This is a genomic window from Aeromonas sp. CA23, assembly GCF_002587065.1.
Taxonomy (GTDB): domain Bacteria; phylum Pseudomonadota; class Gammaproteobacteria; order Enterobacterales; family Aeromonadaceae; genus Aeromonas; species Aeromonas bestiarum.
The window spans coordinates 305,580-328,893 of sequence record NZ_CP023818.1 but is presented as its reverse complement, the minus strand read 5'-3'; the positions used below and the strand labels follow the sequence as shown (position 1 = coordinate 328,893).

23 protein-coding genes are annotated in these 23,314 nt (G+C 62.1%); 17 read left to right on the top strand and 6 right to left on the bottom strand.

Annotation, left to right across the window (positions count from 1 at the left end; genetic code table 11):
• Window positions 1-113: 113 nt before the first annotated feature.
• The 6 genes from rnr (at window position 114) to CK910_RS01485 (ending at window position 6,380) form a co-directional block, all read left to right on the top strand.
• The gene (rnr, locus tag CK910_RS01510; RefSeq protein ID WP_098980771.1) at window positions 114-2,507 is read left to right on the top strand and encodes a ribonuclease R; all 2,394 of its coding nucleotides are present in this window, start codon (window positions 114-116) and stop codon (window positions 2,505-2,507) included.
• Complete coding sequence (gene rlmB / locus CK910_RS01505) at window positions 2,504-3,253, top strand: 23S rRNA (guanosine(2251)-2'-O)-methyltransferase RlmB (protein ID WP_098980770.1); 750 nt, start codon at window positions 2,504-2,506, stop codon at window positions 3,251-3,253. The genes rnr and rlmB overlap by 4 nt, the downstream gene beginning before the upstream one ends.
• 10 nt (window positions 3,254-3,263) lie before the next feature.
• Window positions 3,264-3,830 (top strand): Crp/Fnr family transcriptional regulator, encoded by a 567-nt coding sequence (locus CK910_RS01500; protein ID WP_098980769.1) that lies wholly within the window; start codon window positions 3,264-3,266, stop codon window positions 3,828-3,830.
• A 57-nt stretch (window positions 3,831-3,887) separates the two neighbouring features.
• Window positions 3,888-4,337, top strand: a complete 450-nt coding sequence (locus CK910_RS01495) for a GNAT family N-acetyltransferase (RefSeq protein ID WP_098980768.1) — start codon at window positions 3,888-3,890, stop codon at window positions 4,335-4,337.
• A gap of 217 nt (window positions 4,338-4,554) precedes the next feature.
• Window positions 4,555-5,415 carry a DMT family transporter gene (locus tag CK910_RS01490; protein WP_172955202.1) on the top strand — a complete coding sequence of 287 codons (861 nt, stop codon included), beginning with the start codon at window positions 4,555-4,557 and terminating at the stop codon, window positions 5,413-5,415.
• Between the two features lie 128 nt (window positions 5,416-5,543).
• Window positions 5,544-6,380 (top strand): DMT family transporter, encoded by an 837-nt coding sequence (locus CK910_RS01485; protein ID WP_098980767.1) that lies wholly within the window; start codon window positions 5,544-5,546, stop codon window positions 6,378-6,380.
• Window positions 6,381-6,425: 45 nt separating this feature from the next.
• Here CK910_RS01485 and CK910_RS01480 read toward each other — a convergent pair whose 3' ends face one another.
• Window positions 6,426-7,274, bottom strand: a complete 849-nt coding sequence (locus CK910_RS01480) for a hypothetical protein (protein ID WP_098980766.1) — start codon at window positions 7,272-7,274, stop codon at window positions 6,426-6,428.
• A 110-nt stretch (window positions 7,275-7,384) separates the two neighbouring features.
• Window positions 7,385-8,608 carry an Nramp family divalent metal transporter gene (locus CK910_RS01475; protein ID WP_172955201.1) on the bottom strand — a complete coding sequence of 408 codons (1,224 nt, stop codon included), beginning with the start codon at window positions 8,606-8,608 and terminating at the stop codon, window positions 7,385-7,387.
• A 237-nt stretch (window positions 8,609-8,845) separates the two neighbouring features.
• Here CK910_RS01475 and rpsF point away from each other — a divergent pair, with 237 nt between their 5' ends.
• The 4 genes from rpsF (at window position 8,846) to CK910_RS01455 (ending at window position 10,836) form a co-directional block, all read left to right on the top strand.
• Entirely contained in the window at window positions 8,846-9,235 is a 390-nt protein-coding gene (gene rpsF, locus CK910_RS01470; protein WP_005313395.1) for a 30S ribosomal protein S6, read from the top strand.
• A 30-nt stretch (window positions 9,236-9,265) separates the two neighbouring features.
• On the top strand, window positions 9,266-9,496 hold the full coding sequence (rpsR, locus tag CK910_RS01465; RefSeq protein ID WP_005313392.1) for a 30S ribosomal protein S18: 231 nt from the start codon (window positions 9,266-9,268) through the stop codon (window positions 9,494-9,496).
• Between the two features lie 49 nt (window positions 9,497-9,545).
• Window positions 9,546-9,992 (top strand): 50S ribosomal protein L9, encoded by a 447-nt coding sequence (gene rplI, locus CK910_RS01460; RefSeq protein ID WP_043135484.1) that lies wholly within the window; start codon window positions 9,546-9,548, stop codon window positions 9,990-9,992.
• 100 nt (window positions 9,993-10,092) lie between these two features.
• Window positions 10,093-10,836 carry a ferredoxin--NADP reductase gene (locus tag CK910_RS01455; protein WP_098980764.1) on the top strand — a complete coding sequence of 248 codons (744 nt, stop codon included), beginning with the start codon at window positions 10,093-10,095 and terminating at the stop codon, window positions 10,834-10,836.
• A 53-nt stretch (window positions 10,837-10,889) separates the two neighbouring features.
• Here the strand turns inward: CK910_RS01455 and CK910_RS01450 are convergent, their stop codons facing one another.
• Window positions 10,890-11,219, bottom strand: coding sequence for a hypothetical protein (locus CK910_RS01450; protein ID WP_098980763.1), 330 nt, complete (start codon window positions 11,217-11,219; stop codon window positions 10,890-10,892).
• Window positions 11,220-11,564: 345 nt separating this feature from the next.
• Between CK910_RS01450 and CK910_RS01445 the strand changes: the two genes are divergently transcribed.
• Window positions 11,565-12,563 (top strand): Preprotein translocase subunit SecY, encoded by a 999-nt coding sequence (locus tag CK910_RS01445; protein ID WP_172955200.1) that lies wholly within the window; start codon window positions 11,565-11,567, stop codon window positions 12,561-12,563.
• Window positions 12,564-12,612: 49 nt separating this feature from the next.
• Here CK910_RS01445 and CK910_RS01440 read toward each other — a convergent pair whose 3' ends face one another.
• Window positions 12,613-12,780, bottom strand: coding sequence for a hypothetical protein (locus CK910_RS01440; protein ID WP_172955186.1), 168 nt, complete (start codon window positions 12,778-12,780; stop codon window positions 12,613-12,615).
• Window positions 12,781-12,824: 44 nt separating this feature from the next.
• Here CK910_RS01440 and CK910_RS01435 point away from each other — a divergent pair, with 44 nt between their 5' ends.
• The 5 genes from CK910_RS01435 (at window position 12,825) to CK910_RS01415 (ending at window position 20,253) form a co-directional block, all read left to right on the top strand.
• Window positions 12,825-13,814 carry an NADP-dependent oxidoreductase gene (locus CK910_RS01435; RefSeq protein WP_098980761.1) on the top strand — a complete coding sequence of 330 codons (990 nt, stop codon included), beginning with the start codon at window positions 12,825-12,827 and terminating at the stop codon, window positions 13,812-13,814.
• Window positions 13,811-14,248 (top strand): YqaA family protein, encoded by a 438-nt coding sequence (locus CK910_RS01430; RefSeq protein WP_043135490.1) that lies wholly within the window; start codon window positions 13,811-13,813, stop codon window positions 14,246-14,248. The genes CK910_RS01435 and CK910_RS01430 overlap by 4 nt, the downstream gene beginning before the upstream one ends.
• Window positions 14,249-14,274: 26 nt before the next feature.
• Window positions 14,275-17,088, top strand: a complete 2,814-nt coding sequence (locus tag CK910_RS01425; RefSeq protein ID WP_098980760.1) for a M16 family metallopeptidase — start codon at window positions 14,275-14,277, stop codon at window positions 17,086-17,088.
• A 59-nt stretch (window positions 17,089-17,147) separates the two neighbouring features.
• Entirely contained in the window at window positions 17,148-18,746 is a 1,599-nt protein-coding gene (gene gshA, locus CK910_RS01420) for a glutamate--cysteine ligase (protein WP_098980759.1), read from the top strand.
• A 292-nt stretch (window positions 18,747-19,038) separates the two neighbouring features.
• Entirely contained in the window at window positions 19,039-20,253 is a 1,215-nt protein-coding gene (locus tag CK910_RS01415; RefSeq protein ID WP_098980758.1) for an aldose 1-epimerase family protein, read from the top strand.
• 63 nt (window positions 20,254-20,316) lie between these two features.
• Here the strand turns inward: CK910_RS01415 and CK910_RS01410 are convergent, their stop codons facing one another.
• Window positions 20,317-22,107, bottom strand: a complete 1,791-nt coding sequence (locus CK910_RS01410; protein ID WP_098980757.1) for an AMP-dependent synthetase/ligase — start codon at window positions 22,105-22,107, stop codon at window positions 20,317-20,319.
• A 186-nt stretch (window positions 22,108-22,293) separates the two neighbouring features.
• Here CK910_RS01410 and CK910_RS01405 point away from each other — a divergent pair, with 186 nt between their 5' ends.
• Window positions 22,294-22,839, top strand: a complete 546-nt coding sequence (locus tag CK910_RS01405; protein ID WP_098980756.1) for a hypothetical protein — start codon at window positions 22,294-22,296, stop codon at window positions 22,837-22,839.
• Window positions 22,840-22,848: 9 nt separating this feature from the next.
• On the opposite strand, the gene rimI is transcribed toward CK910_RS01405, so the two are convergent.
• Complete coding sequence (rimI, locus tag CK910_RS01400) at window positions 22,849-23,298, bottom strand: ribosomal protein S18-alanine N-acetyltransferase (protein WP_098980755.1); 450 nt, start codon at window positions 23,296-23,298, stop codon at window positions 22,849-22,851.
• Window positions 23,299-23,314 lie beyond the last annotated feature (16 nt).

Sequence of the window (23,314 nt, the reverse complement as noted above, 5' to 3'; positions counted from 1 at the left end):
CTGCAAACTTTGCATAGTATGACAGAGAGATTGGCCAAAAGGCAGCCGATGGATGCCATTAGCTCCCCCCTTCGATATAATGTCTGCGTTATTACCTACCCTAAGGCCTGCTTATGTCTCAAAAAGATCCTTTCCTCCAACGCGAGGCCGAAAAATACGAAAACCCCATCGCCAGTCGCGAGATGCTGCTGGAGCTCATCAAGGGCCATGAAAAACCCATGTCCCGGGAAGAGCTGGCCAAGGCTCTCAAACTGACCGACGAAGAGCCGTTGGAAGCCTTGCGCCGTCGTCTGCGCGCCATGGAGCGTGACGGGCAACTCGTGTTCACTCGCAACCAATGTTATGCCCTGCCGGATCGTCTGAATCTGGTGAAAGGGTATGTACTCGGCCACAAAGATGGTTTCGGTTTTCTGCGCCCGGAAGGTGGTGGACCGGATCTCTATTTGAACAACCGCGAGATGCAGCGCCTGATGCATGGCGACTACGTGCTGGTGCAGCCGACCGAGATTGACCGCAAGGGTCGTCAGGAAGCGCGTCTGGTGCGTCTGCTCAAGTCCCGCGAGGCGGATATCGTCGGCCGTTACTTCGTCGAGAATGGCGTCGGTTTCGTGGTGCCGGATGACAGCCGCATCGGCCAGGACATCATCATCCCCGAAGGGGAAAACAAGGGTGCCCGCCAGAGCCAGGTGGTAGTGGTGCGCATCAACCAGCGCGCCACCTCCCGCATCAATGCGGTCGGTACCGTGCTGGACGTGCTGGGCGAGAACATGGCGCCGGGCATGGAGATCGAGATCGCCCTGCGTACCCACGGCATCCCGCATACCTGGCCGGAAGAGGTGACCAAGGAGGTTGCCGGTCTGGGTGAACAGGTACCGGAGAAGGCCAAAGAGGGTCGTATCGACCTGCGTGCCCTGCCGTTGGTCACCATAGACGGGGAAGACGCCCGTGACTTCGATGACGCCGTCTTCTGTGAAGCCAAGCGTGGTGGCGGCTGGCGCTTGTGGGTGGCCATCGCGGATGTCTCCTCCTATGTGAAGCCCGGCACTGCGCTGGATGCCGAAGCGTATCAGCGTGGCAACTCCGTCTATTTCCCCGAGTTCGTGGTGCCCATGCTGCCGGAGGTACTCTCCAACGGCCTCTGCTCCCTGAACCCGCAGGTTGACCGTCTGTGCATGGTGTGCGAGATGACCATCTCAGCCGCCGGCCGCATGTCCGGTTACAAGTTCTACGAAGCCGTGATGAACTCCCACGCGCGCATGACCTACAGCAAGGTGGCGGCGATCCTGGATGGCGAGCCCAAGCTGCGTCAGCAGTACGAGCCGCTGGTGGGTCACATCGAGGAGCTCAACAACCTCTACAAGGCGCTCAAGCACGCCCGTCACCAGCGTGGCGCCGTGGAATTCGAGAGCGAAGAGACCCGCTTCATCTTCAACGCCCAGCGCAAGATCGACCAGATAGTGCCGCTGGTGCGCAACGATGCCCACAAGATCATCGAAGAGTGCATGATCCAGGCGAACGTGGCCGCGGCCCGTTACATCGAGAAGAACGAAGCCTTTGCCCTGTTCCGGGTGCACGACCGTCCGGGCGAAGAGCGCCTGACCGGTTTCCGTGACTTCTTGGCCGAACTGGGTCTGGAGCTCAAGGGCGGCCTCGAGCCCGAGCCGAAAGACTTTGCCGAGCTGGCCGCCAAGTTTGAAGGGCGTCCGGATGCGGAGCTGCTCTCCACCATGCTGCTGCGCTCCATGCGTCAGGCCGTCTATCAGGCCGACAACATAGGTCACTTCGGTCTGGCCCTGAAGTCCTATGCGCACTTCACCTCGCCGATCCGTCGTTACCCCGACCTGATACTGCACCGCGCCATCAAGTACCAGACGGCCAAGGAGCAGCAGGGCAATCTGCGCCACAAATGGACTCCGAGCGGTGGTTACCACTACCAGCTGGAAGAAGTGGATCCCATGGGCGAGCACTGCTCCATGACAGAGCGCCGTGCCGACGATGCGACCCGCGACGTGGCCGACTGGCTCAAGTGCGAGTACATGCTGGATCACGTGGGTGACGAGTTCGACGGCGTCATCGCCAGCGTCACCGGCTTTGGTTTCTTCGTCCGTCTGGCGGAGATCCACATCGACGGTCTGGTGCACGTCAGCACCCTCACCAACGACTACTACCAGTTTGATCCCCTGCACATGCAGCTGATCGGCGAGAACTTCCGCCGTCGCTACCGTCTGGGCGACAAGGTACGCGTCAAGGTGATGGGCGTGAACCTGGACGATCGCAAGATCGACTTCGTGATGGTGGAAGAGCCGCTCCAGGCCACCGGCAAGAACGCCAAAGAGATGGCGCGCAAGCAGGCCGAGATCAAGAAAGAGAAGGCCAAGAGCGCCCAGCGCCACGAAAAACGCAAAGAGGGCAAGGAGATCGGCAAATCCGACAAGGGTGGCCGCGCCAAGCCCAGCAACAGACGACCGAGCAAAAAGGCTCGTGATAAGGTCAAGAGCACGAAATGAGTACTGAACTGATCTACGGCATTCACGCTGTATCCGCGCTGCTTGAGCGCACCCCGGAGCGTTTCATCGAAGTGTGGGCCCTCAAGGGCCGGGATGACGACCGGCTGCAACCCCTGCTGACCGAGCTTGAATCCCTCGGTCTCAAGGTGCAGAGCGTGAACCGCAAGACGCTCGATGACAAAGCCGAGGGCAACAATCACCAGGGCATCATGGCCAAGGTGATAGAGGCGCCCAAGCTGGCCGAGCACGATCTGGCCAGCCTGCTGGACAGCCTGGCGGTGCAAGAGACCGCCCCCTTCCTGCTGGTGCTGGACGGGGTAACAGATCCGCACAACCTGGGTGCCTGCCTGCGCAGCGCCGATGCGGCCGGGGTCCATGCGGTGATAGTGCCGCGGGACAAGGCCAGCGGCCTGACCTCTGTGGTGCGCAAGGTCGCCTGTGGCGCCGCCGAAGTGGTGCCGCTCATCCAGGTCACCAACCTGGCCCGCAGCCTGCGCGAGTTGCAGGAGCGCGGCGTCTGGCTGGTCGGCACCGCCGGTGAGGCGGATCACGACCTCTATCAGGCCAAGCTGACCGGTCCCATGGCGCTGGTCATGGGCGCCGAAGGCAAGGGCATGCGCCGCCTGACTCGCGAGCATTGCGACGAACTGGTGAGCATCCCCATGGCCGGGGCCGTCTCCAGCCTCAACGTCTCGGTGGCAACGGGCGTCTGCCTGTTCGAAGCCGTGCGTCAGCGTCTCGCCTGAGGCGAACGGGATGGACAGACCCCCGTTCAGCCGGGATCGGGTCATGAATGAGAAGGAGGCCACGCGCCTCCTCTCTTTTGCCCGCTCGTTGACCTTGAGCCCCCGCACCTGTCTCTGGCATGCGGGCGACAGGCCCGATCTGCTGGTCAGGGTGGAGAAGGGGTTGCTGCGGGCCAAGGTGGTGCTGGCAGATGGCCGCGAGTACATCAAGGAGTTCTACTGGGAGGGGGACGAGTTTATCGACTTCCACCATCTGCTCAGTGGTGAACCTGCCCGCTACAGCGTGGAGGCGCTGGAGCCCTGCCGGCTGCAACTCTTCAACCTCGGCGACTTGCGTCAGCTCCCTTGCTGGTCCGCCTGGTATCACCACCTGCTGGCGGTGCAACTGCGCATCAAGGAGGAGAAGGAATTGCTCTTGCTGACCGAGAGCCCCCAGGCCCGTTATCAGCACTTCCTGCAATGTTTTCCCGAGCTGGACGCCAGGGTGCCGGATCACCAGATCGCCGCCTATCTGGGCATCACCCCCATCAGCCTGAGCCGCATTCGCAAACGGCTGAAGGATCTTAACAAAGGTTAATGCCAGCCCCTTGCTGGCTGGCTATGCTGCCCTTCTCATCATGAGCAAGGAATCCCCATGAACTGGTCCCTCAAGTCTTTTGAACAACTCGACGTCAACGAACTGTATGAACTGCTCACCCTGAGATCCCGCGTCTTCGTGGTGGAGCAGACCTGCGTCTTCCTCGATCTGGACGGGGTCGACAAGCGTCCCGACGTGCAGCACCTGCTCGGCTGGCAGGATGGCGTGCTGGTGGCCTACGCCAGACTGATGGCGCCCGGCGTCGCCAAGGCGAATCAGGTGGTGATCGGTCGGGTGGTGACAGCGCCCGAGGCCAGAGGCGACGGTCTGGGTCATCAGTTGATGCAGCAGGCGCTGCTGGAATGCGAACAACTGTGGCCCGGGGTCAGCATCTATCTGGGCGCTCAGGCGCACCTGCAGGGTTTCTATGGTCGTCATGGCTTCACCGCCGTGGGCGAGCCCTATCTGGAAGATGACATTCCCCACATCGGCATGACCTCCTCTTAATATCTTTTAGGCATAACAATGAAATTATTATGTCTTGAGGTAGTAAAGAAAACGGGTGCTCGCCGCCATGTTACTGGGTACCCTCTGAGTGATTAATCGGCAACCGTTGATGGATAGGTTTAAAAATGGTTTTTTACCCCATTAATACAGAACAAGATTCAGCGATTGAGCCGTTGAGCCATTTTATCTGCGTTCGCCACACGAGTGGCTGTCGCTGATGGAGCTGTTGCGCAAGCGGTTCGCTCTGGACCTGCAAACCTTCGCCATCATCACCCTGGTGCTGGGCAATCTGGCCCAGGCCTTCTCCGATGTGCTGGTCAAGCTGATCGGCCCCGGTTTCAGCCCCTTCCAATACATGTTCCTGCGCCAGCTACTGACCCTGCTGGTGTTGCTGCCCTTCATGCTGCGGGTGCCGAGAGCAGCCTGGGGACTGGGTGCCTGGAAATGGCATCTGCTGCGCGGTCACCTCTGCCTGCTCGGCGGGGGCGGCATGATGCTGGCCCTGACCCAGCTGCCGCTGGCCACGGCCAACGCCATCTTCTACGTCTCTCCGCTGCTGACCCTGCCGCTGGCGGCCTGGCTGCTCAAGGAGAAGATCAATTCCCGGGTCTGGCTGTTGGGGGGCATGGGGCTGCTCGGGGTCGTGTTCGTGCTCAAGCCGGGGGATTTTCATCTGGCGGGGCTGGGTGCCCTGGTGACCGCCTTCACCCTGGCGCTGTTCAATGTGACCGGCCGCAAGCTGCCAGCGGGTATCTCTGTGGTGGCGACCCTGTTCTGGGCCAATCTGCTGGCGTTGCCGCTGACGGCGGGCTTGGCGGTGAATCAATGGCAGCCGGTGGACTGGCGTTTGCTGGCGCTGATCGGTGGCAGCGGCGTGATGCAACTGCTCTACCATGCCAGTTGCATCTATGCCTACCGGCAGGTCGAGGCCAACCGCATCGCGACGACCGAGTATTCCGGCCTGATGTTCGTGGTGCTGCTGGGGGTCTGGCTGTTTGGCGAGATCCCGGCCTGGAACCTCTGGGTCGGGGTGGGCTTTATTCTGCTGGCCATCCATTGGCAGCGCCGCCTGCGCTAGCGCTCTCTCCTCCATATGACAAACCGGCTGCTTGCCGGTGTGTCATATGAGCAGCTTATGAAGCCGATCCCGGTTGTGGCACCGAAAATAGGCTAGCCTGTCCCGCTCTCAGTGACAGGAACCCCATCGTGACACCCACCCTCTTTGCGGCCATCCTGCTGGCCGCGCTGCTGCATGCCCTCTGGAATGCGCTGGCCAAGCGCCAGGCCGAGGGGCGCGTCAGCGTCTTGCTGGTCTCCCTCTGCTCCGGGCTGTTTGCCGCCCCCTTCTTGCCGCTGGTGGGGTTGCCTGTGGCTGCCGAATACCCCTGGCTGGCGCTCTCCATCCTGCTGCATTGCGGCTATTGCCTGTTTCTCGGTCGGGCCTATCGACTGGGGGAGTTCGGCCAGATCTATCCGCTGGCCCGTGGCAGTGCCCCCCTGGTGACCCTCTTGCTCGGGGCCCTGCTGCTGGGGGAGGTGCCCGGTGGGCTGGCGGTAGCGGGTGCCCTGGTGCTGGTGAGCGGGGTGCTGTTGATGGCCTGGCGCGGCGGTATCAGGCTGGCGCCTGCGGCACTGCGGGCCGTGCTGATCACGGCGCTGTTCACCGCCGCCTATACCCTCTCCGACGGCGCTGGCGCCCGCTCGGCCGGTGAACCGATACGCTATACCCTCTGGCTGTTTGCCCTGACTGCGCTGATGATGCCGCTGCTGATGCGCTGGCAGAGCCGCACCGCCTGGCGCGCGCTCGATCTCGCGGCATGGCGTACCGGTGCCCTCGGCGGCGCCCTGTCACTGCTTGCCTACGGCATCGTCATCTGGGCCATGACCCAGGCGCCCATCGGGCTGGTGGCGGCGCTGCGCGAGAGCAGCGTGCTGTTTGCCATGCTGCTCTCCTGGTGCTGGCTGGGGGAGAAGCTGGGGCGGGTACGGCTGTGGGCCGCGCTGGTGATCCTCTGCGGTATCTTGCTGATCCGCCTCGGCTGATGGGTGACGACGTCAGGTCGGGATAGCCCCGGCCTGACGGTTGGCTCAGGGAGTGACCCGGGTCGTCAGGGTGAAGCCCTCCTCGCAGGGGGCTAGCTGCACCCGAACCTGGCCCAGCTCGGCCAGGCTGCCGACATGGGTGCCGCCGCAGGGGATGGTGACCTCTTTACCTTCAAGCATGCAGTGCCAGTAGCGCGAATCTATGATGGCCTCGCCGGCCCGGCTGCGGCGGATCTCGCCACCGGCCGCCAGCCAGTCTGCCAGCTGCTGGTTGATCCTCTCTTCTATCTGCGGCAGATCCGCCAGCAGCGCCTCGCTGTTGACCCCCTTCTTGCGCAGGCTCTTGCCGATGCGGTACTGCTCCTGGGATCCCATAGGCGCGACCCGCGAGGTCTGGATGGCGAGGCGGTCAAAGTCGGGCTGATCCAGCGCGTCTCGCTCGTTTACCTCTTTGCGCCAGTAGGGAACCAGCATCCGGTTGAGGGCCAGCGCCGCCAGATGGCAGCCGCTGTGGCCCAGGCTCAGGGCGTGGCGGACTGTGGCATCCACCTTCAGTTCAACCCGTGAGCCCACCGCCAGAGAGTGCCGGCCTGCCAGGGGATGCACCACCACGAAGGCCCAGCCTTCGGCGCCACGCTTGACCGGAATCTCTGTGTCCACGAACAGTTCGCCTTCCGGGCTGATGGCACCCATGCGGCAGGGGCCCACGCTGGCGTCGCCGTCATCCCAGCAAACCGTGCCCACATCGCCTGGCTGATCGGGCCAGAGGTGGCTCTGGGGGTGGAAAGGAGTGAGGTCGGTGACCAGCAGGCTGGTGTCGCCGCTCTGGCAGAAGAGCACGCTGGCCTGTTCATGATGGTGGCCCAGCACGAAGCTGGCTCGGGTATGTTCCATGGATGGCTCCTGCTAATCGAAGAGGAAGAGAGAGCCGCAGCATACGCCAAAGTGCAGACCGGCTCATTAACCCAGGTTAATGAGCCGGCCTGAATCGCGGGTTGTGAGCGCTAGATCATGGCGACCAGCAGGTAGGCGTTGAGCCCGATCACCAGCGCGACGATAAGGCGACCGACTGCCTGGGTCACCGGATGGTTGCGATACTCGCCCATCAGCGCCCGATCGCCGGTCAGGATCAGCAGTGGAATGAGCGCCAACGCGATACCGAAGCTCAGCACCACCTGGCTCAGCACCAATATTTCGGTGGTGTTGAGCCCCATGGCGATCACCACGAAGGCGGGGGCCATGGTGATGGCGCGGCGCAGCCAGAGCGGTATGGTGAAGCGCACGAAGCCTTGCATCACCACCTGACCGGCGAGTGTACCCACGACCGTGGAGGAGATACCGGAGGCCACCAGTGACAGGCCGAACAGGGTGGCGGCGGCCTGCCCGAGCAAGGGAGTGAGCGTCTGGTAGGCGGTTTCGAGTTCGGCCACGGGCTGGTTGCCGGCGCTGTGGAAGGCGGCCGCCGCCATGGCCATCATGGCCAGGTTGACGAAGCCGGCTATGGTCATGGCGATTGCTACGTCCACCCGGGTGGTGTGCAGTCGCTGGGGCACTGTGCCCTGATCCTGGGTGTGCTGGGTCAGCGCCGAGTGCAGGTAGATGACGTGAGGCATGACGGTTGCACCGAGTACGCCAGCGGCCAGATAGACGGCGTCGCTGTTGGGCAGACCCGGGAAGAGGGCGCCTTCCAGCAGGCTGGGCAGGTGGGGGCGGGAGAACACTAGCTCGACGATATAGGCCGCCGCCACGAACAGCAAGAGGCCGCCAACCACGAACTCCAGCGGCTTCTGACCGCGGGATTGCAGCATCAGAATGCCCCAGGTGACCACGGCCGTGATGCCGGCGCCTTCCAGCAGGGTGACCCCGAGCAGCAGCTTGAAGCCCACGGCCGCACCGATGAACTCCGCGAGATCCGTGGCCATGGCGATGATCTCCGCCTGTACCCAGTAGGCCCAGACCGCCGGTTTGGGCAGCCGATCGCGGATGTGTTCCGCCAGGTTCTTGCCGGTGACTATGCCGAGCTTGGCTGAGAGGGTCTGCACCAGCATGGCCATCAGATTCGCCCATACCACCACCCACAGCAGCTGATAACCGAAGGTGGAGCCGGCCTGGATATTGGTGGCGAAGTTGCCCGGATCTATATAGCCGATGGCGGCGATAAAGGCGGGGCCAAGCAGGGTCAGTTTGAATTTGCGGGCCGGGATGGCCGTGGTCAGCGCGGGTTGCATGGAATCACCCTCCATAAGATTATGGAGATAGAATAGATCTAAATGATAATTATTATCAATTGATGTTTTGTATGATACCTATAGATAAAAACATCTGTGGCGGCCAGTTGCAGTGAGGGATGTGATTTCGTACAATACGCCGCCCTAGAAAGCAGTGTCTAAACACACCATACGTTCCTTGCCTCCGAGGTCTGGCTGCACCTGGGCGGAGGCTGAATTAATCCGTAAGGAGCTAAAATGCGTCATTACGAAATCGTCTTCATGGTTCATCCGGACCAGAGCGAGCAAGTACCCGGCATGATCGAGCGTTACACCGGCGCTATCACCACCGCGGGTGGTACTATCCATCGCATGGAAGATTGGGGCCGTCGTCAACTGGCTTACCCGATCGACAAGCTGCACAAAGCTCACTACGTTCTGATGAACGTGGAAGCAGAGCAAGCCGTTATCGATGAACTGGAAACCAACTTCCGTTTCAACGATGCCGTTATCCGCAACATGATCATGCGCACCAAGCACGCCGTGACTGAAGTTTCTCCGATGGCCAAGGCCAAGGAAGAGCGCTTCGTCCGTCGTGACGACGAGCGCCGCGAAGATACTGTTGAAGCAGCGTCTTCCGAAGAGTAATTCTGGATCACTGAATAGAGGATAAAGGCCATGGCACGTTATTTCCGTCGTCGTAAGTTCTGCCGCTTCACTGCCGAGAACGTTACCGAGATCGACTACAAAGATATCGTTACTCTGAAAAACTACGTCACTGAATCTGGCAAGATCGTACCGAGCCGTATCACCGGTACCCGCGCCAAGTATCAGCGTCAGCTGGCACGCGCCATCAAGCGTGCTCGTTACCTGGCTCTGCTGCCGTACACCGATCTGCACAACAAGTAAGAATCGGCCCGGCACTTAAGCCTAACTCAACTTTTATAGAGGAAAGGTAATGCAAGTTATCCTGCTCGACAAAATCGCCAAACTGGGCGGTCTGGGTGATCAAGTCGCTGTTAAAGCTGGCTACGCCCGTAACTATCTGATCCCGCAAGGCAAAGCCGTTATGGCTACCAAGGCCAACATCGAGACTTTCGATGCTCGCCGTGCTGAACTGGAAGCCAAACTGGCTGCCGGTAAAGCTGCCGCTGAAGAGCGCGCTGCCAAGCTGGGTGAACTGGCTGCTGTTGTCATCGCCTCCAAATCTGGCGACGAAGGCAAGCTGTTCGGTTCCATCGGTACCCGTGACGTGGCTGAAGCCATCACTGCTGCCGGCGTTGCTGTTGCCAAGAGCGAGGTCCGCATGGGCAACGTTCTGCGTAACACCGGCGAGTACGAAGTTGTTGTTCAGCTGCACGCTGACGTCAAAGCAACCGTACAAGTTCAGGTTGTTGCCCTGTAATAGCGTTTCGCTTTTGCAGAAAAACCCGCGCACTTGCGCGGGTTTTTTATTTTGGGATCAAAGGGTAAAGTGAGGTTCTGTTCCTCTGGAGGAGATCCTTATGGCAGCCTGGGTCGAAGGTAGGGTCATCGAGCGCATCGAATGGACCCCCACCCTGTTTTCCCTGCGTGTGGAGGCCGAACTCGTCCCCTACAAGGCAGGTCAATTTACCAAGCTGGCCCTCGAGCAGGGTGAGCGCCGCATCCAGCGGGCCTACTCTTTCGTCAATCCCCCCTCTGCGCCTTACCACGAGTTTTACTTCGTCGAGATCCAGGGCGGTGAGCTGACGCCTTCCCTCGGTTCCCTGCAAACGGGCGACACTCTGCTGGTGCAATCCCAGGCGACCGGCTTTCTGACCCTGGATGAGCTTCCGCCCGGCCGCGATCTCTGGTTGCTCTCCACAGGTACCGCCATAGGGCCCTTCCTCTCCATGCTGGCGGACGGCGAGGCATTTGAGCGCTTCGAGAACCTGGTACTGGTGCACGGGGTACGCAAGGGGGAGGAGCTGAGCTACCGAGCGCTTATCGATGGTTTTTCCGAACGCCACGGCGAGCGCTTTCGCTACGTGCCCTTCGTCAGCCGCGAGGCCTGGCCCGATGCGATGGAAGGGCGGATCCCGGCGGCCATCGCCGACGGGCGACTGCAGGAGCGAGTCGGGCTCGCATTTTCACCCGAGCTGAGCCAGGTGCTGATCTGTGGCAATCCGGCCATGGTGAAGGAGACGCAACAGACCTTGCTGGCATTGGGGCTGGCCAAGAACCTGCGGCGGGCGCCGGGCAACATCAGTGCGGAGAATTACTGGTAGTCCAATGAACACAGGGGCCATGGGCCCCTGTGTGATGTCTGCAGTGGTTCCGGCTAGTTCTTCTTGCCGTTCCCATTCCCGTTGCCGTTGCCCTTCTGCTTGTTGTGGCCCTGACCCGGATTGTTGCCGCTGTGGATGCTGCGGTTGTAGTGATCGCGATACTTGCCATCCACCTTGTCGCAGTTGAGCTGGATCCGGCTGTCGCCTATGCCGAGATCCAGGCAGTTGTTCTGCCACCAGTCGTACTCTTTCTGATCCCAGTTGATGTCCAGCTTGATGTCATCGGTGGATAGCTTGACGCCATCGTTGTTCTTGGAGGGCGGCGCGGCAAAGGCCACGCCGTGGACCAGCAGGAGGGAGAGCAGCAGGGCGGTTTTATTCATGATGACCTCGGATTCAGGGTGATTGCTATCAGTCTAGAAGGTGCAGGCTTAACCTGAACGGAACCAGCCATCATTGTGGCTGCGCCGGCTTTGCGGCTTGGCACCTCACCTTGCCAGGGGGGCTGCGCCACTTCTTCGGTGCGACGGGCCCGCTTGTCATTGCGTCGAGGATGGCAGCTTGGGTTCGAGCCGTCATCATGCCGGTGGCGGCTATTTGCCCAATCTGGTCGCAGCCTGTCCATCCAGGGCAGTATCTGATTGAATTCAAACGATTAGCCTTCATTCTGTCGATGGGGGGACTATAATCGGCAGCCAACTTTTCCTGCACAGTATCCCCACTTCATCATGAATACACAGGCTTCCGCCATATTGCGCTACCCCAAGGGGTGGTTCGCTCTGACCACGGTGTACAGTTTTACCGGGTTGGCCATTCTGGCCTCCATCGTCTTCTCCCTGTTGCTGTTTCTCTCCATCGACGACAACCCCCTGATGAAGTGGCTGTTCGGCGGTCTGGCCATCATCTTCGAACTGGGCAAGTTCTACGTCTGGTACGAGTACGGCGAGTGCAAGGCGCGCCGCGATCTCGGCGGCGCCTTCTGGTCGCTGCTGTTCTACAGCGTGCTGGCCGCCATCTCCATCGGCGGCAGCATCGGCGGCATCAACAGTGCCACCAACACCATCTTGAGCCAGCAGGCGCGCCACGAGCGGGAGCTGGCCCGCTTCGACGAGCAGATCGCCAGCATAGAGCGGCAGATCCAGCTCAACGAGGAGGCGGCCCGCAAGTACATAGAGATGGCGCGTATCTCCAGCGGCGTCAGCGGCTTGCAGCAGGCCAACACCAAGCTCAGGTTGAAGCAGGATGAGTTGCGCCAGGAGCGGGACGCCAAGCCGGTCAACGAGCAATCCTCCATGCTGGGGCTGATGAGCAGTCTGGCGGACGGGGTGGGCATGAGTATCAGCCAGGTGCAGTTTCTGCTGGTCTGTTTCCTCTCGGTGCTGCTGGATGTGTTTGGCGCCTTCTTCGTCAGCCTGATCGGCGAGGAGAACCGCTTTCGTCGCATCTGGCTGTGGCAGCAGGCGCGGGAGCTGGCAGCGGCGCGGCTGGCGGAGGCGGCGATCACTGCGCCCCCGGTGGCGAGCAAGCCGGAACCTGAGCCGGCTGTGGTGGCCCAGGTGCGCTCCGTGCTGGAGAGCGGCGAGCTCAAGTGCAGCAAGCGCGGGGTAGCCGAGGCGTTGTCGCTGTCGCTGGAAGAGGTGGACAGGGTATTTCAGCATCTGCTGGCCCAGGGGGTGCTGGGGCAGGGCAGCAATCGCCACTACCACCTCAGCGCGCAAGCGGGTTGATGATCTGGCCACCTAGAGGTGGCCTTTTTGTTGCCGCGTGCGGGCGGCGCTAGTGAGTCAGCACCATCATCAGGCTGAGGAAGGCGGCCAGCCCCCCACCTATGCCGATGATCCAGTAAAACCCCTTGGCCCCCTGTTTGAGCGGGATGCGTAAGTAGAGCAGAAACGCCCACCACCCCAGGGCCAGCAACAGAGGAATAAGAAACATTCGAGCCATGGTGTCCTCGCTGTTATTCTGTTGACCCTTGATCAGTCAACAGGATGGATTGTGCAATGACGCAGCTACAGATTACCGCATTCGGCGACCCCTCGGTACTCAAGCTCAACCCTTCGCAGGGCAAGGTGCCCGCCGAGGGGGAAGTCCGGGTGCGCATCTGCTTTGCGGGAGTCAATCCCATCGATGCCAAGACCCGGGCCGGCCTTGGCTGGGCGGCGGCCCAGAACAAGGACAAGCTGCCCTGGACGCCGGGTTATGATGTGGCTGGCGTGATTGAGAAGGTGGGCCCAGGCGTGACCTCGCTGGCAGAGGGAGATCAAGTGTGCGGCATGGTGGGCTTTCCGCTGGCGGGCGGCGCCTATGCTGACAGCACTGTGGTGAGCGCAGAGGCGCTGGTCAAGCTAGATGGCATCAGCCTCAAACAGGGCGCCGCCCTGCCGCTGGCCGGTCTCACCGCCTGGCAGGGGCTGTTTGAACATGGTGCCCTCAAGGCCGGGCAGCGGGTGCTGATCCTGGCCGGTGCCGGCGGGGTTGGCCATCTGGCGGTGCAGTTTGCCAGCGCTTACGGCGCCAAGGTGGTCGCCACGGCCAGTCGTGACAATCACGGTTTTCTCCATGGCCTGGGGGCCGGTCATCTTGTGGATTACCACGACGCCGACTGGGTCGCGCAGATCCTGGCCCTGGGTGGTCAGGTCGATCTGGTGCTGGACCTGGTGGGCGGCGAGAGTGGCAAGGCGGCGCTGGCTTGCGTCAAGCCCGGTGGCCGTCTGGTGACTGTGCCGACCATCACGGCCCAGCAGATCAAGGATGCGGCGGTCGATGCCGGCATAGAGGTGCTCGGCATGCTGGTGCACCCCGACAGCAAACAGCTGGCCCAGATGCTGATCCTGCTGAGCCAGGGGGATGTGCACATCACGGTCGGTGGCGAGTTTGCCCTGGCCGAGGGGGCGCTGGCCCATCAGGCCATCGAACAGGGCCATGTGCGTGGCAAGCTGGTGCTGCGCATGCCTGCCGCCGATGGCCAGCCCGGATGACTGGCATTGCCGAGATGGGGCTGGGCTGGCTGTTTTTGAGCGCCTTCACCTCCGCCACCCTGCTGCCCGGCAGCTCGGAAGTGCTGCTGGGGGCCATGGCGGCCAAGGGCGAGTGGAGCATGACCAGCCTGCTGCTGTGGGCGACGCTGGGCAATACCCTGGGCTCCATGACCACCTGGTGGCTCGGCTGGCTCGCCACCTTCAAGAAAAAACCGGAAGATTTTCAAGGCCGTGGGGAACAAAAAGCCCTCGGCTGGCTCAAACAACATGGTCACTGGTGTCTGCTGCTGGCCTGGACGCCAGTGGTCGGTGATGGCCTCTGTCTGCTGGCCGGTTGGCTGCGTCTCTCCTTCTGGCGCTCTCTCATCCTGATCGGGCTTGGCAAATTATTGCGTTATGCCCTGGTTTTTCTGTTGGCCAGTCACATTTTCTAGCCCTTTTCTTCACTCACGAGGTAACCGTGAACAAACTCATTCCATTAAGTCTTCTTCTGGGCTTCACCCTGCCCGTGCTGGCAGCCCCCACCCTGGTGTCGGAGCAGGTCAAGGAAGAGGGCAAGCTCGGCATCCCTTACCAGATGTACAAGCTGGACAACGGTCTGACCGTGATCCTGGCGCCCGACAAGTCCGATCCCCTGGTGCACCTCGACGTCACCTATCACGTGGGCTCGGCCCGCGAGCAGGTGGGCAAGTCCGGGTTTGCCCACTTCTTCGAACACATGATGTTCCAGGGCTCAAAACACGTTGGCGATCAGGAGCATATGCGGATCATCAACGAGGCGGGTGGCGACATGAACGGCACCACCAACAAGGATCGCACCAATTACTACGAGACTGTGCCGGCCAATCAGCTGGAGAAGGTGCTCTGGCTGGAAGCGGATCGCATGGGCTTCCTGCTCGATGCGGTGAGCCAGAAGAAGTTCGAGATCCAGCGCGCCACCGTCAAGAACGAGCGCGCCCAGCGCATCGACAACCAGCCCTATGGCCTGGTGAGCGAGAAGGTGGGGGAGGCGCTCTACCCGCGCACCCATCCCTACTCCTGGCAGCCCATCGGTTATGTGGAGGATCTGGACCGGGTCGGGGTGGATGACCTCAAGCAGTTCTTCCTGCGCTGGTACGGCCCGAACAACGCCACCCTGACCCTGGGCGGCGACTTCGATACCAAGCAGGCACTGGCCTGGATCGAGCAGTACTTCGGTTCCATCCCGCGCGGTCCTGACGTGGCCGAGCCGACCCCGGAGCCGGTGAGCCTGCCCGAGACCCGCTACGTGACGCTGGAGGACAAGGTCCATCTGCCGCTGCTCTACATCAGCTACCCGACCGTCGCCCTCGGCGATCCGCAGGAGCCGGCGCTGGACATGTTTGCCGACGTGCTCGGCGGCTCCGCCAGCTCCATGCTCTACCAGTCGCTGGTGAAAACCGGCAAGGCCATAGACGTGGGCGCCTCCCACTACTGCGAGGAGCTGGCCTGCACCCTGACCGTTTACGCCTATCCCAACCCGGCGGTGGATGGCAGCCTCAAGACCCTCAAGGGGGAAGTGGACAAGGTGATCGGCGAGTTTGCCGGTCGCGGCCTCAAGCCGGAGGATCTGGAAAAGGCCATCAGCAGCTATCGCGCCTCGGCCATCTGGGGTCTGGACAGCGTCTCCGGCAAGGTGAGCCTGCTCGCCATGGGCCAGGTGTTCGCCCAGGATCCCAACTATGTGTTCAAGAGCCTGGATGCCATCGGCAAGGTGACCCCTGAGCAGGTCAAGGCGGCCTATGACAAGTTCATCGTGGACAAGGCGGCCGTGGTGCTGAGCGTGGTGCCCAAGGGCAAGACGGATTGGCAGGTGACCAAGCCGAACTTCACCCCTGCCAAGCGCGAGCTGCCCGATTACAGCCAGCATGGGGAGCCGCTGGCGCTGCGCCCGGTCAAGGACAACTTCGATCGCAGCGTGCAGCCCAAGGCGGCGGATGCGGTCAGCGTCAAGGTGCCCGCCATCTGGCACGGCAAGCTCGACAAGGGGATCGAGATCATCGGCACCCAGAGTGACGAGATCCCGGCCGTTTCCATCATGGTCGCCCTGCCGGGCGGCATGCGGGCCGAAGGCAAGGGGGAGCTGGGGCTCGCCAGCCTCACCGCCAGCATGATGGGACAGGGCTCGGTGCGCCTGACCGAGGCCCAGCTCAGCGACGAGCTGCAAAAGCTCGGCTCCAGCGTCAGCGTCTCCAGTGCCCAGTACAGCAACCTGGTCACCATCAGCAGCCTGACCGACAAGCTGCCCCAGACCCTGGCGCTGGTGCGCGAGGTGTTCGAGCGGCCCGGCATGCGGGAGGCGGACTTCGAGCGGGTCAAGGCGCAGATGCTGCAAGGCATGAAACAGAGCGAACAGCAGCCGGAGTGGCTGGCAGGCCAGGCGTTCCGCGAGCTGGTCTATGGCAAGCAGAACCGCCTCGGTCAACCGGGTGACGGTGTGCTGGCCGACGTCGAGAAGCTGACCCTGGCGGACGTGAAGCGCTTCTATCAGAACTACTACAACCCGACCAACGCCAAGGTGGTGGTAGTCGGGGATGTGGCTCAGCAGCAGGTGGAGGAGCAACTCGGTTTCCTGACCCAGTGGAAGGGCGCCACGCCGGTACTCGGCAGCCTCAAGCCCAAGGGTGAGCAGGCCAAGCCGGGCATCTATCTGGTGGACAAGCCGGGGGCGCCCCAGTCGGTGATCCGCATCGGTCGTCGCGCCATGGCGTTTGATACCACGGGGGATTACTTCACCGCCGGGCTGATGAACTTCAACCTGGGGGGCAACTTCAACAGCCGCATCAACCTCAACCTGCGCGAAGACAAGGGCTACACCTACGGGGCCAGCTCGGGCTTCTCCGCCAATCGCGAGGTGGGTACCTTTGCCACCGGCGCCAATGTGCGGGCCGATGCGACCGTGGATGCCATCCGTCAGTTCCTCAAGGAGATGGACAACTACCGCGCGACCGGCCCGACCCCGGTGGAGCTGGCCTACATGCGCAGCGCCGTTTCCCAGCAGGATGCGCTCTCATACGAAACCTTGGGCCAGAAGGCAGGCTTCCTGCTGCAGATGATCATGTATGACCTGAAGCCGGACTATGTGCAGGCCCAGAACCAGCTGATCAAAACGGTGTCACCCGAGGCGCTCAAAGCCAGCGCCGCCCGCTGGCTGGATCCGGCCGACATGGTGATTGTGGTGGTGGGTGACAAGCAAAAGCTTGAAAAACCCCTGAAGGAGCTTCATCTTCCCATCTATCCGCTGCAGCTGCCCTGAGGGCGCTTCATAAAAATAGCGCCGCCCCCCTGTGGGGCGGCCACACATGAGCCGTGAATATGACTACTACTAGCTTGTCACTCACCGAGTTGTTGACCGCCCTGGGTTCGCCGGAACGGCTGACTGCCCTCAAGGGGATCCGGCGTGGGATCGAACGTGAATGTCTGCGCATCACGCCGGAAGGGACCCTCTCCCAGACGGATCACCCCAGGAGTCTGGGCTCGGCCCTGACCCATGCCAACATCACCACCGACTACTCGGAGAGCCTGCTGGAGTTCATCACCCCGGCCACCGACTCCATCGACAGCCTGATCGAACAGCTGGGCGACATCCATCGCCACGCCATCCATCATCTCGGTGACGAGCGTATCTGGCCGCTCTCCATGCCCTGCTTCGTCGGTGACGAGGAGAGCATACGGCTGGCCCAGTACGGCAGCTCCAACATAGGGCGGATGAAGACCCTCTACCGGCAGGGGCTGAAGAACCGCTACGGCAGCCTGATGCAGGTGATCGCCGGGGGGCACTTCAACTTCTCCATGCCGGACAGCTTCTGGAGCGAGTGGCAGGATCTGGTGTGCGAGGGCTGCTGCAGCCAGCGCTTCATCTCCGACAAGTACATGGGGCTTATTCGCAACGTCTACCGCTTCGGCTGGCTGGTGCCCTATCTGTTCGGCGCCTCCCCGGCCATCTGCGACTCCTTCCTCAAGGGGCGCAAGAGCAGCCTGCCGTTCCAGAAGACCGGCAAGGGCACCCTCTATCTGCCCTATGCCACCGCGCTGCGCCTGTCCGATCTCGGCTACACCAGCAGCTCCCAGAGCAAGCTCAACATCAGCCATGACAACCTGCCCGCCTATGTGGCCAGCCTGCGCCGCGCCATCAGCACCCATGATCCCGAGTTTGCCAAGATAGGGGTCAAGGTGAACGGCGAGTACCGTCAGCTCAACGACAACGTGCTGCAGCTGGAGAACGAGCTGTACGCCCCGATCCGGCCCAAGCGCACCCCGCGCAGCGGCGAGAAACCCTCGGATGCGCTGGAGCAGCGCGGCATCGAATACATAGAGCTGCGCACCGTGGATGTGAACCCCTTCACCCCGTTCGGCATAGATGTGGATCAGATCCGCTTCTTCGATCTGTTCCTGGTCTGGTGCCTGCTGCGCCCGTCTCCCGTGCTGACCGCCGAAGAGATCGCCCGCAACCGCCGCAACCAGAACAAGGTGGTGCTGGAAGGGCGTCGTCCCGGCCTGGAGCTGGAAGACGAACAGGGCAATCCCATCGGCCTCAAGGAGTTCGGGCTCAAGCTGTTCGATGAGCTGGATCAGGTGGCCTCCCTGCTGGATCGCTGCTGTGGCCGCAACCGCTACCGCGAGACGCTGGCCATGCACCGCGAGAAGCTGCACAACCCCGAGCTGACCTACTCCGCCCGCCTGCTCAAGCAGTTGCTGGAGAGCGGTCAGGACAACGGCTGCTTCGGTGACGAGCTGGCGAGCCGCTACCGCGAGGAGATGCTGACCGGTGAGTTGCAATACTGGGATGAGGCCTACTTCGCTGGCGAGGCGCGGGAATCCCTGGCCAAGCAGCGGGAGCGGGAGCGCGGTGACAGCCTGTCGTTCGACGACTTCCTGGCCGACTACTTCGGTACCCGTCAGACCACGACCTGATCCGTCCGCCTTTCGATCCGCAAGCCGCTCCTGGAGCGGCTTTTTTATTGCGTCTCTCCCGCCTCTCTACGGCGTTTTTCCGTGGCCCGAGCGTTCGAAAATGTCGCCCGAAAATAAGTGTGAGTCAGCCTTCACTTCAGCAGGGCGGGTGGGGATTTTATTGTCAATCCGCTCACATTTCCCTCTTTTGCGGCTTGAGTCTTGCGCCGTGGACGCCTAACGTCACGACAACTGAAACGATTCAGCTTTCACAAAAACCATTCACAAGAACAAGAGACACGAGGATAAATCCATGTTGAAGAGACTCTCCATTACCGTACTGCTCGCCCTGGGCGCGAGCTCGGGCCAGGCCGCCGAATTTCTGCTGACCGACTCCCAGCAGGGGCTGGATGTGGGGGACTGGAAGATCAGCAGTGACAAGCTGGGGATCAAGAGTCCTGTGCCCTTCTCCGTCGAGAAGAAGCGCCTGCACGGCGGGCGTCAGGAGGGGGTGGATCTGCTCATCGTCGACAACGGCGTGATGAAGATTACCCTGGTGCCGACCCGCGGCATGGGGATCAAGGAGGTCAAGGGGGCCGATGTGCGCCTCGGCTGGGATTCCCCCGTCAAGGAGGTGGTCAACCCGGCCTTCATCGATCTGGAGAGCCGCGCCGGTCTCGGCTGGCTCGATGGCTTCAACGAGATGCTGGTGCGTTGCGGCTACGAGTGGACCGGTCACCCCGGAGTCGACGACGACGGTCGCCTCAAGAGCCTGCACGGCCGGGTGCAGAACATACCGGCGTCCGTGGTCAGCGTGACCATAGACGAGGAGCCGCCCTATGCCATTCACGTGCTGGGCCGGGTGGACGAGCGCACCTTCAAGATGAGCGAGCTGGTCACCTGGACCCAGCTGAGCGTAGTGCCCGGTCAGGCGGAGTTTGCCCTGCAGGACAAGCTGACCAACCACGCCGACTACGAGAACGAGTACCAGATCATCTATCACAGCAACTTCGGGACGCCGATCCTGGAGGAGGGGGCGCACGTCAGCACCCCGGTGAAGCAGATCTCCCCGTTCAACGACTACGCCAAGGCGGGGCTGAAGAGCTGGCAAACCTATCTGGGGCCGACCAGGGGCTTCGATGAGATGGTGTTCAATCTGGTGCCCTACAGCGACGCCGAGGGCAATACCCTGGCGGTGCTGAACAACCGGGCGGCTAGCGCTGGTGTGGCTGTGGGTTACAACACGCACCAGTTGCCCGTGCTGACCCTGTGGAAGAACACCGATACCCGGGCCCAGGGCTATGTGACGGGTATCGAGCCCGGCACCAGCTATGCCTACAGCACCAAGTACCAGCGTCCGCTGGGACTGGTTCCCAAGATCCAGCCGGGGGAGACCAAGACCTTCGATCTGACCTATCGCCTGCTGCGAAATGGGGAGGAGGTGAAGCAGGCGCTGGCCCAGGTGGATAAGATCCAGGCCGGCCGTCCCACAGAGCTGCGCGAGCAGCCGCTGGTCAAGCTGCCCTGAGTGGCAAGCAAACAGCAAAAAGCCGCTCTTGAAGCGGCTTTTTCATGTCAGGCGTGGGCATGCTCAGACATGGTTGTACATGGCCTCGATCTCGCTCTGGTACTTGGATTCGATGATCTTGCGGCGCAGCTTCATGGTGGGAGTGATCTCCCCCAGCTCCATGGAGAAGGCGCTCGGCAGCAGGGTGAACTTCTTCACCTGCTCGAACTTGGCCAGCTCCTTTTGCAGATCCTGGATGCGGGCATCGAAGAACTCCATCACCCGGGAGTTGCGCAGCAGCTCGGTCTTGCACTGGTATTGCAGGTTGATGGAGCGGGCGTACTCCTCCAGCGACTCGAAGCAGGGCACGATCAGCGCCGACACGAAGTGGCGGGCATCGGCGACGATGGCGATCTGCTCGATGAAGCGATCCTTGCCTATGGTCCCCTCCACCAGTTGCGGTGCCACGTACTTGCCGTTGGAGGTCTTCATCAGCTCCTTGAGGCGCTCGGTGAAGTAGATGTTGCCGTCGCCGTCGAGCTCGCCCGCATCGCCGGTGCGCAGGAAGCCGTCTTCGGTCATCACCTCGGCGGTGGCCTCCGGCTTGTTGTAGTAGCCGCGCATCACGGTCGGGGAGCGCACCAGCAGCTCGTTGCTCTCACCCAGCTTCACCTCTATGCCGCTGAGGGCAGTGCCGATGGAGCCCAGCTTGAACTGGTGGTCTTCGTAGCAGCAGACGGTGGCCGTGGTCTCTGTCATGCCGTAGCCGTACTTGAGGTTGAGCCCCATGGCCTGGAAGAAGAAGTTTACGTCGTCGGCGAGGCGGGCGCCCGCCACCGGCAGGAAGCGAGTGCGACCACCGAAGCGGGCGCGCAGCTTGCGAAACACCATTCGCTCTGCCAGCCAGAGCTGGGCGTAGAGCAGCGGCGAGGTCGCCTTGCCGGCCTGACGGCTGGCGACCAGCTGCTTGCCGACGCCGGTGGCCCAGCCAAACAGGGCACGGCGCAGGCGTGGCGCCTGAGCCACCTTGGCCTGGATCATGGCGTAGGCCTTCTCGTAGAGGCGCGGTACGGCGCACATCACGGTCGGCTGCACCTCGCCGATGACATCCATCACCTTCTGCGGATCGCGGATGTAGACGTTCTCGGCGCCGCAGTAGAGCACGTAGTAGGTCCAGGCGCGCTCGAATACGTGGCTGAGCGGCAGCATGCAGAGCGACACATCCTGCTCGTTGAGGTCCAGGCGGCTGTTGTGCATCTCGAAGCAGGCGGCGATGTTGGCAAAATCGAGCATGACCCCCTTGGGTTCACCCGTGGTGCCCGAGGTGTAGATCAGGGTCAGCAGGTCGTCCATCTGGTACTGTGTTTCCCGTACCCGCAACTCCTGCTCGCTGGCCTGATGGTTGCCGGAGACCAGAAAAGCCTGGAAGTGGCTGGCCGCCGGGCAGTCACGCAGGTTGACCTTGCCATCGAGGGCGACTATCTGGCGGATCTCGCCATCCTTCAACAGGGTGAGCGCCTGATCGAACTGGGCCTGTTCGCCGACGAACAGCAGGCCTATGTTGGCATCGCGTACGATATAGCGCAGTTGCTCAAGGGTGCTGGTGGGGTAGATGGGCACGCTGACGCCGCGGGCGGCCAGGATGCCGAGATCTGCCTGGGTCCACTCCGGCATGTTGCGGGCGTAGAGACCCACCATTTCGGTGGGCTGGTGGCCGGCGCGGATCAGCGCCTGGGCGCAGTAGTCCATGGCCTGTCCCAGGGTTCGCCAGCCGATGGCACGCCACTGGCCATCCTGTTGTACGCGCAGGGCGGCCTTGTTGCCAAGCCGGGCGATACGTTCACGCATCAGTTGAACCAGATGGAGTTTCGGCATCAGTCAAACATCCTCAAGTAACAGTTGTACGCCCGCAGGGGCACTAAAAATCGCGCTGGAGTTTAAACTCTAAGATTACAGCTTACAAGTGTGCGCTGTTTGTCCTGGATCACAAAGTCAGCAATCCGGGCGAGCTTGAGGCATGATGGTCGATGACCAAGAGGAGCCATTCAGGGAGGGTGAACAATGAGTGTCGGGATCAAGGGCGTGGTCACGGGGGCATTGCTGTTGCTGGCCGGGGCCGGCGGGCTCTGGTTTGCGCTGGGGGATATGGCCAGCGAGCAAGACAACCCCTGGCTGAGCGGCGCCGACGGATACGCCAAAGCGCAGCAGCTGGCCCTGCACAAGGGCTATCCGCTGCTCTATGTGATCGAGCGCGCCAAGTGCCGACGCTGCAAGGGACTGGACGCCACACTGTGGCAGTCGGAGGAGATGGCGCCCGTGCTGGCCAGGCTGGTCAAGGTGCGGCTCAACCCGGATGCGGGGGATGGCAGCGAGCACATACTGCGGCGCTTCCCGCAGGTGGCGACTCCGCCCGGCATCTATGTGCAGCAGCCGGGGGAGCCGCTCAAGCCCATCAAGATAGTGGTGGATCTCCAGCAGATCTGGATGCCGGGCGTCACCTGGCGGCGCGGCTTCTTCATGCCGTTGTCGGCGGCCGGCTTCGAAGCTGTGCTGCACACCACTCAGAGCCTGCAGGATCCGGCCCTCGACAATGCGCCGTTGCTGTAGGGCGGCGGGCTAGCCGAAGTCGAACAGGCGGGACATGAGCACGGCGTCTTCCCGATCCTGGCCGGTGCCGTAGTAATCGGCGCGGCGGCAATACTCGGCAAAGCCTTCGCTCTCGTAGAGACCGATGGCGCGCTTGTTGCTGTCGCGCACCTCCAGGAACCAGGCCTCGGCCCCCTTCGCCTTGCTGCGCGCCAGATAGGCCTTCAGCAGCGCACGTCCCAGCCCCTTGCCCTGAAAGTCGGGGTGCACGCAGATGTTCATCAGCGAGCTGTCGCCCGCCACCAGATCCGAGATGTAGAAACCGGCGGGGCGGCCATCCAGCAGCATCAAGCCATTGAGATAGCGCGGCCCGAAGCAGGAGATCAGGTTGGCCTGGCTCCAGGGCTCCTTGTGGGCGGCCTGTTCTATGGGGTAAATCAGCTCGAAATCTGTTTCGAGCAGGGGACGAAACTCAGGCATGGTGGCTCCGGGTCGG

Coding starts and splice junctions, on each gene's coding strand:
- CK910_RS01450 (WP_098980763.1), bottom strand. CDS start 11,219: ATGAATAAAACCGCCCTGCTGCTCTCCCTCCTGCTGGTCCACGGCGTG.
- CK910_RS01440 (WP_172955186.1), bottom strand. CDS start 12,780: ATGGCTCGAATGTTTCTTATTCCTCTGTTGCTGGCCCTGGGGTGGTGG.
- CK910_RS01500 (WP_098980769.1), top strand. CDS start 3,264: ATGGACAGACCCCCGTTCAGCCGGGATCGGGTCATGAATGAGAAGGAG.
- CK910_RS01455 (WP_098980764.1), top strand. CDS start 10,093: ATGGCAGCCTGGGTCGAAGGTAGGGTCATCGAGCGCATCGAATGGACC.
- CK910_RS01415 (WP_098980758.1), top strand. CDS start 19,039: ATGTTGAAGAGACTCTCCATTACCGTACTGCTCGCCCTGGGCGCGAGC.
- CK910_RS01435 (WP_098980761.1), top strand. CDS start 12,825: ATGGATTGTGCAATGACGCAGCTACAGATTACCGCATTCGGCGACCCC.
- CK910_RS01475 (WP_172955201.1), bottom strand. CDS start 8,608: ATGCAACCCGCGCTGACCACGGCCATCCCGGCCCGCAAATTCAAACTG.
- CK910_RS01405 (WP_098980756.1), top strand. CDS start 22,294: ATGAGTGTCGGGATCAAGGGCGTGGTCACGGGGGCATTGCTGTTGCTG.
- CK910_RS01410 (WP_098980757.1), bottom strand. CDS start 22,107: ATGCCGAAACTCCATCTGGTTCAACTGATGCGTGAACGTATCGCCCGG.
- rimI (WP_098980755.1), bottom strand. CDS start 23,298: ATGCCTGAGTTTCGTCCCCTGCTCGAAACAGATTTCGAGCTGATTTAC.
- CK910_RS01495 (WP_098980768.1), top strand. CDS start 3,888: ATGAACTGGTCCCTCAAGTCTTTTGAACAACTCGACGTCAACGAACTG.
- CK910_RS01430 (WP_043135490.1), top strand. CDS start 13,811: ATGACTGGCATTGCCGAGATGGGGCTGGGCTGGCTGTTTTTGAGCGCC.
- rlmB (WP_098980770.1), top strand. CDS start 2,504: ATGAGTACTGAACTGATCTACGGCATTCACGCTGTATCCGCGCTGCTT.
- gshA (WP_098980759.1), top strand. CDS start 17,148: ATGACTACTACTAGCTTGTCACTCACCGAGTTGTTGACCGCCCTGGGT.
- rplI (WP_043135484.1), top strand. CDS start 9,546: ATGCAAGTTATCCTGCTCGACAAAATCGCCAAACTGGGCGGTCTGGGT.
- CK910_RS01445 (WP_172955200.1), top strand. CDS start 11,565: ATGAATACACAGGCTTCCGCCATATTGCGCTACCCCAAGGGGTGGTTC.
- rpsR (WP_005313392.1), top strand. CDS start 9,266: ATGGCACGTTATTTCCGTCGTCGTAAGTTCTGCCGCTTCACTGCCGAG.
- rpsF (WP_005313395.1), top strand. CDS start 8,846: ATGCGTCATTACGAAATCGTCTTCATGGTTCATCCGGACCAGAGCGAG.
- CK910_RS01480 (WP_098980766.1), bottom strand. CDS start 7,274: ATGGAACATACCCGAGCCAGCTTCGTGCTGGGCCACCATCATGAACAG.
- rnr (WP_098980771.1), top strand. CDS start 114: ATGTCTCAAAAAGATCCTTTCCTCCAACGCGAGGCCGAAAAATACGAA.
- CK910_RS01490 (WP_172955202.1), top strand. CDS start 4,555: ATGGAGCTGTTGCGCAAGCGGTTCGCTCTGGACCTGCAAACCTTCGCC.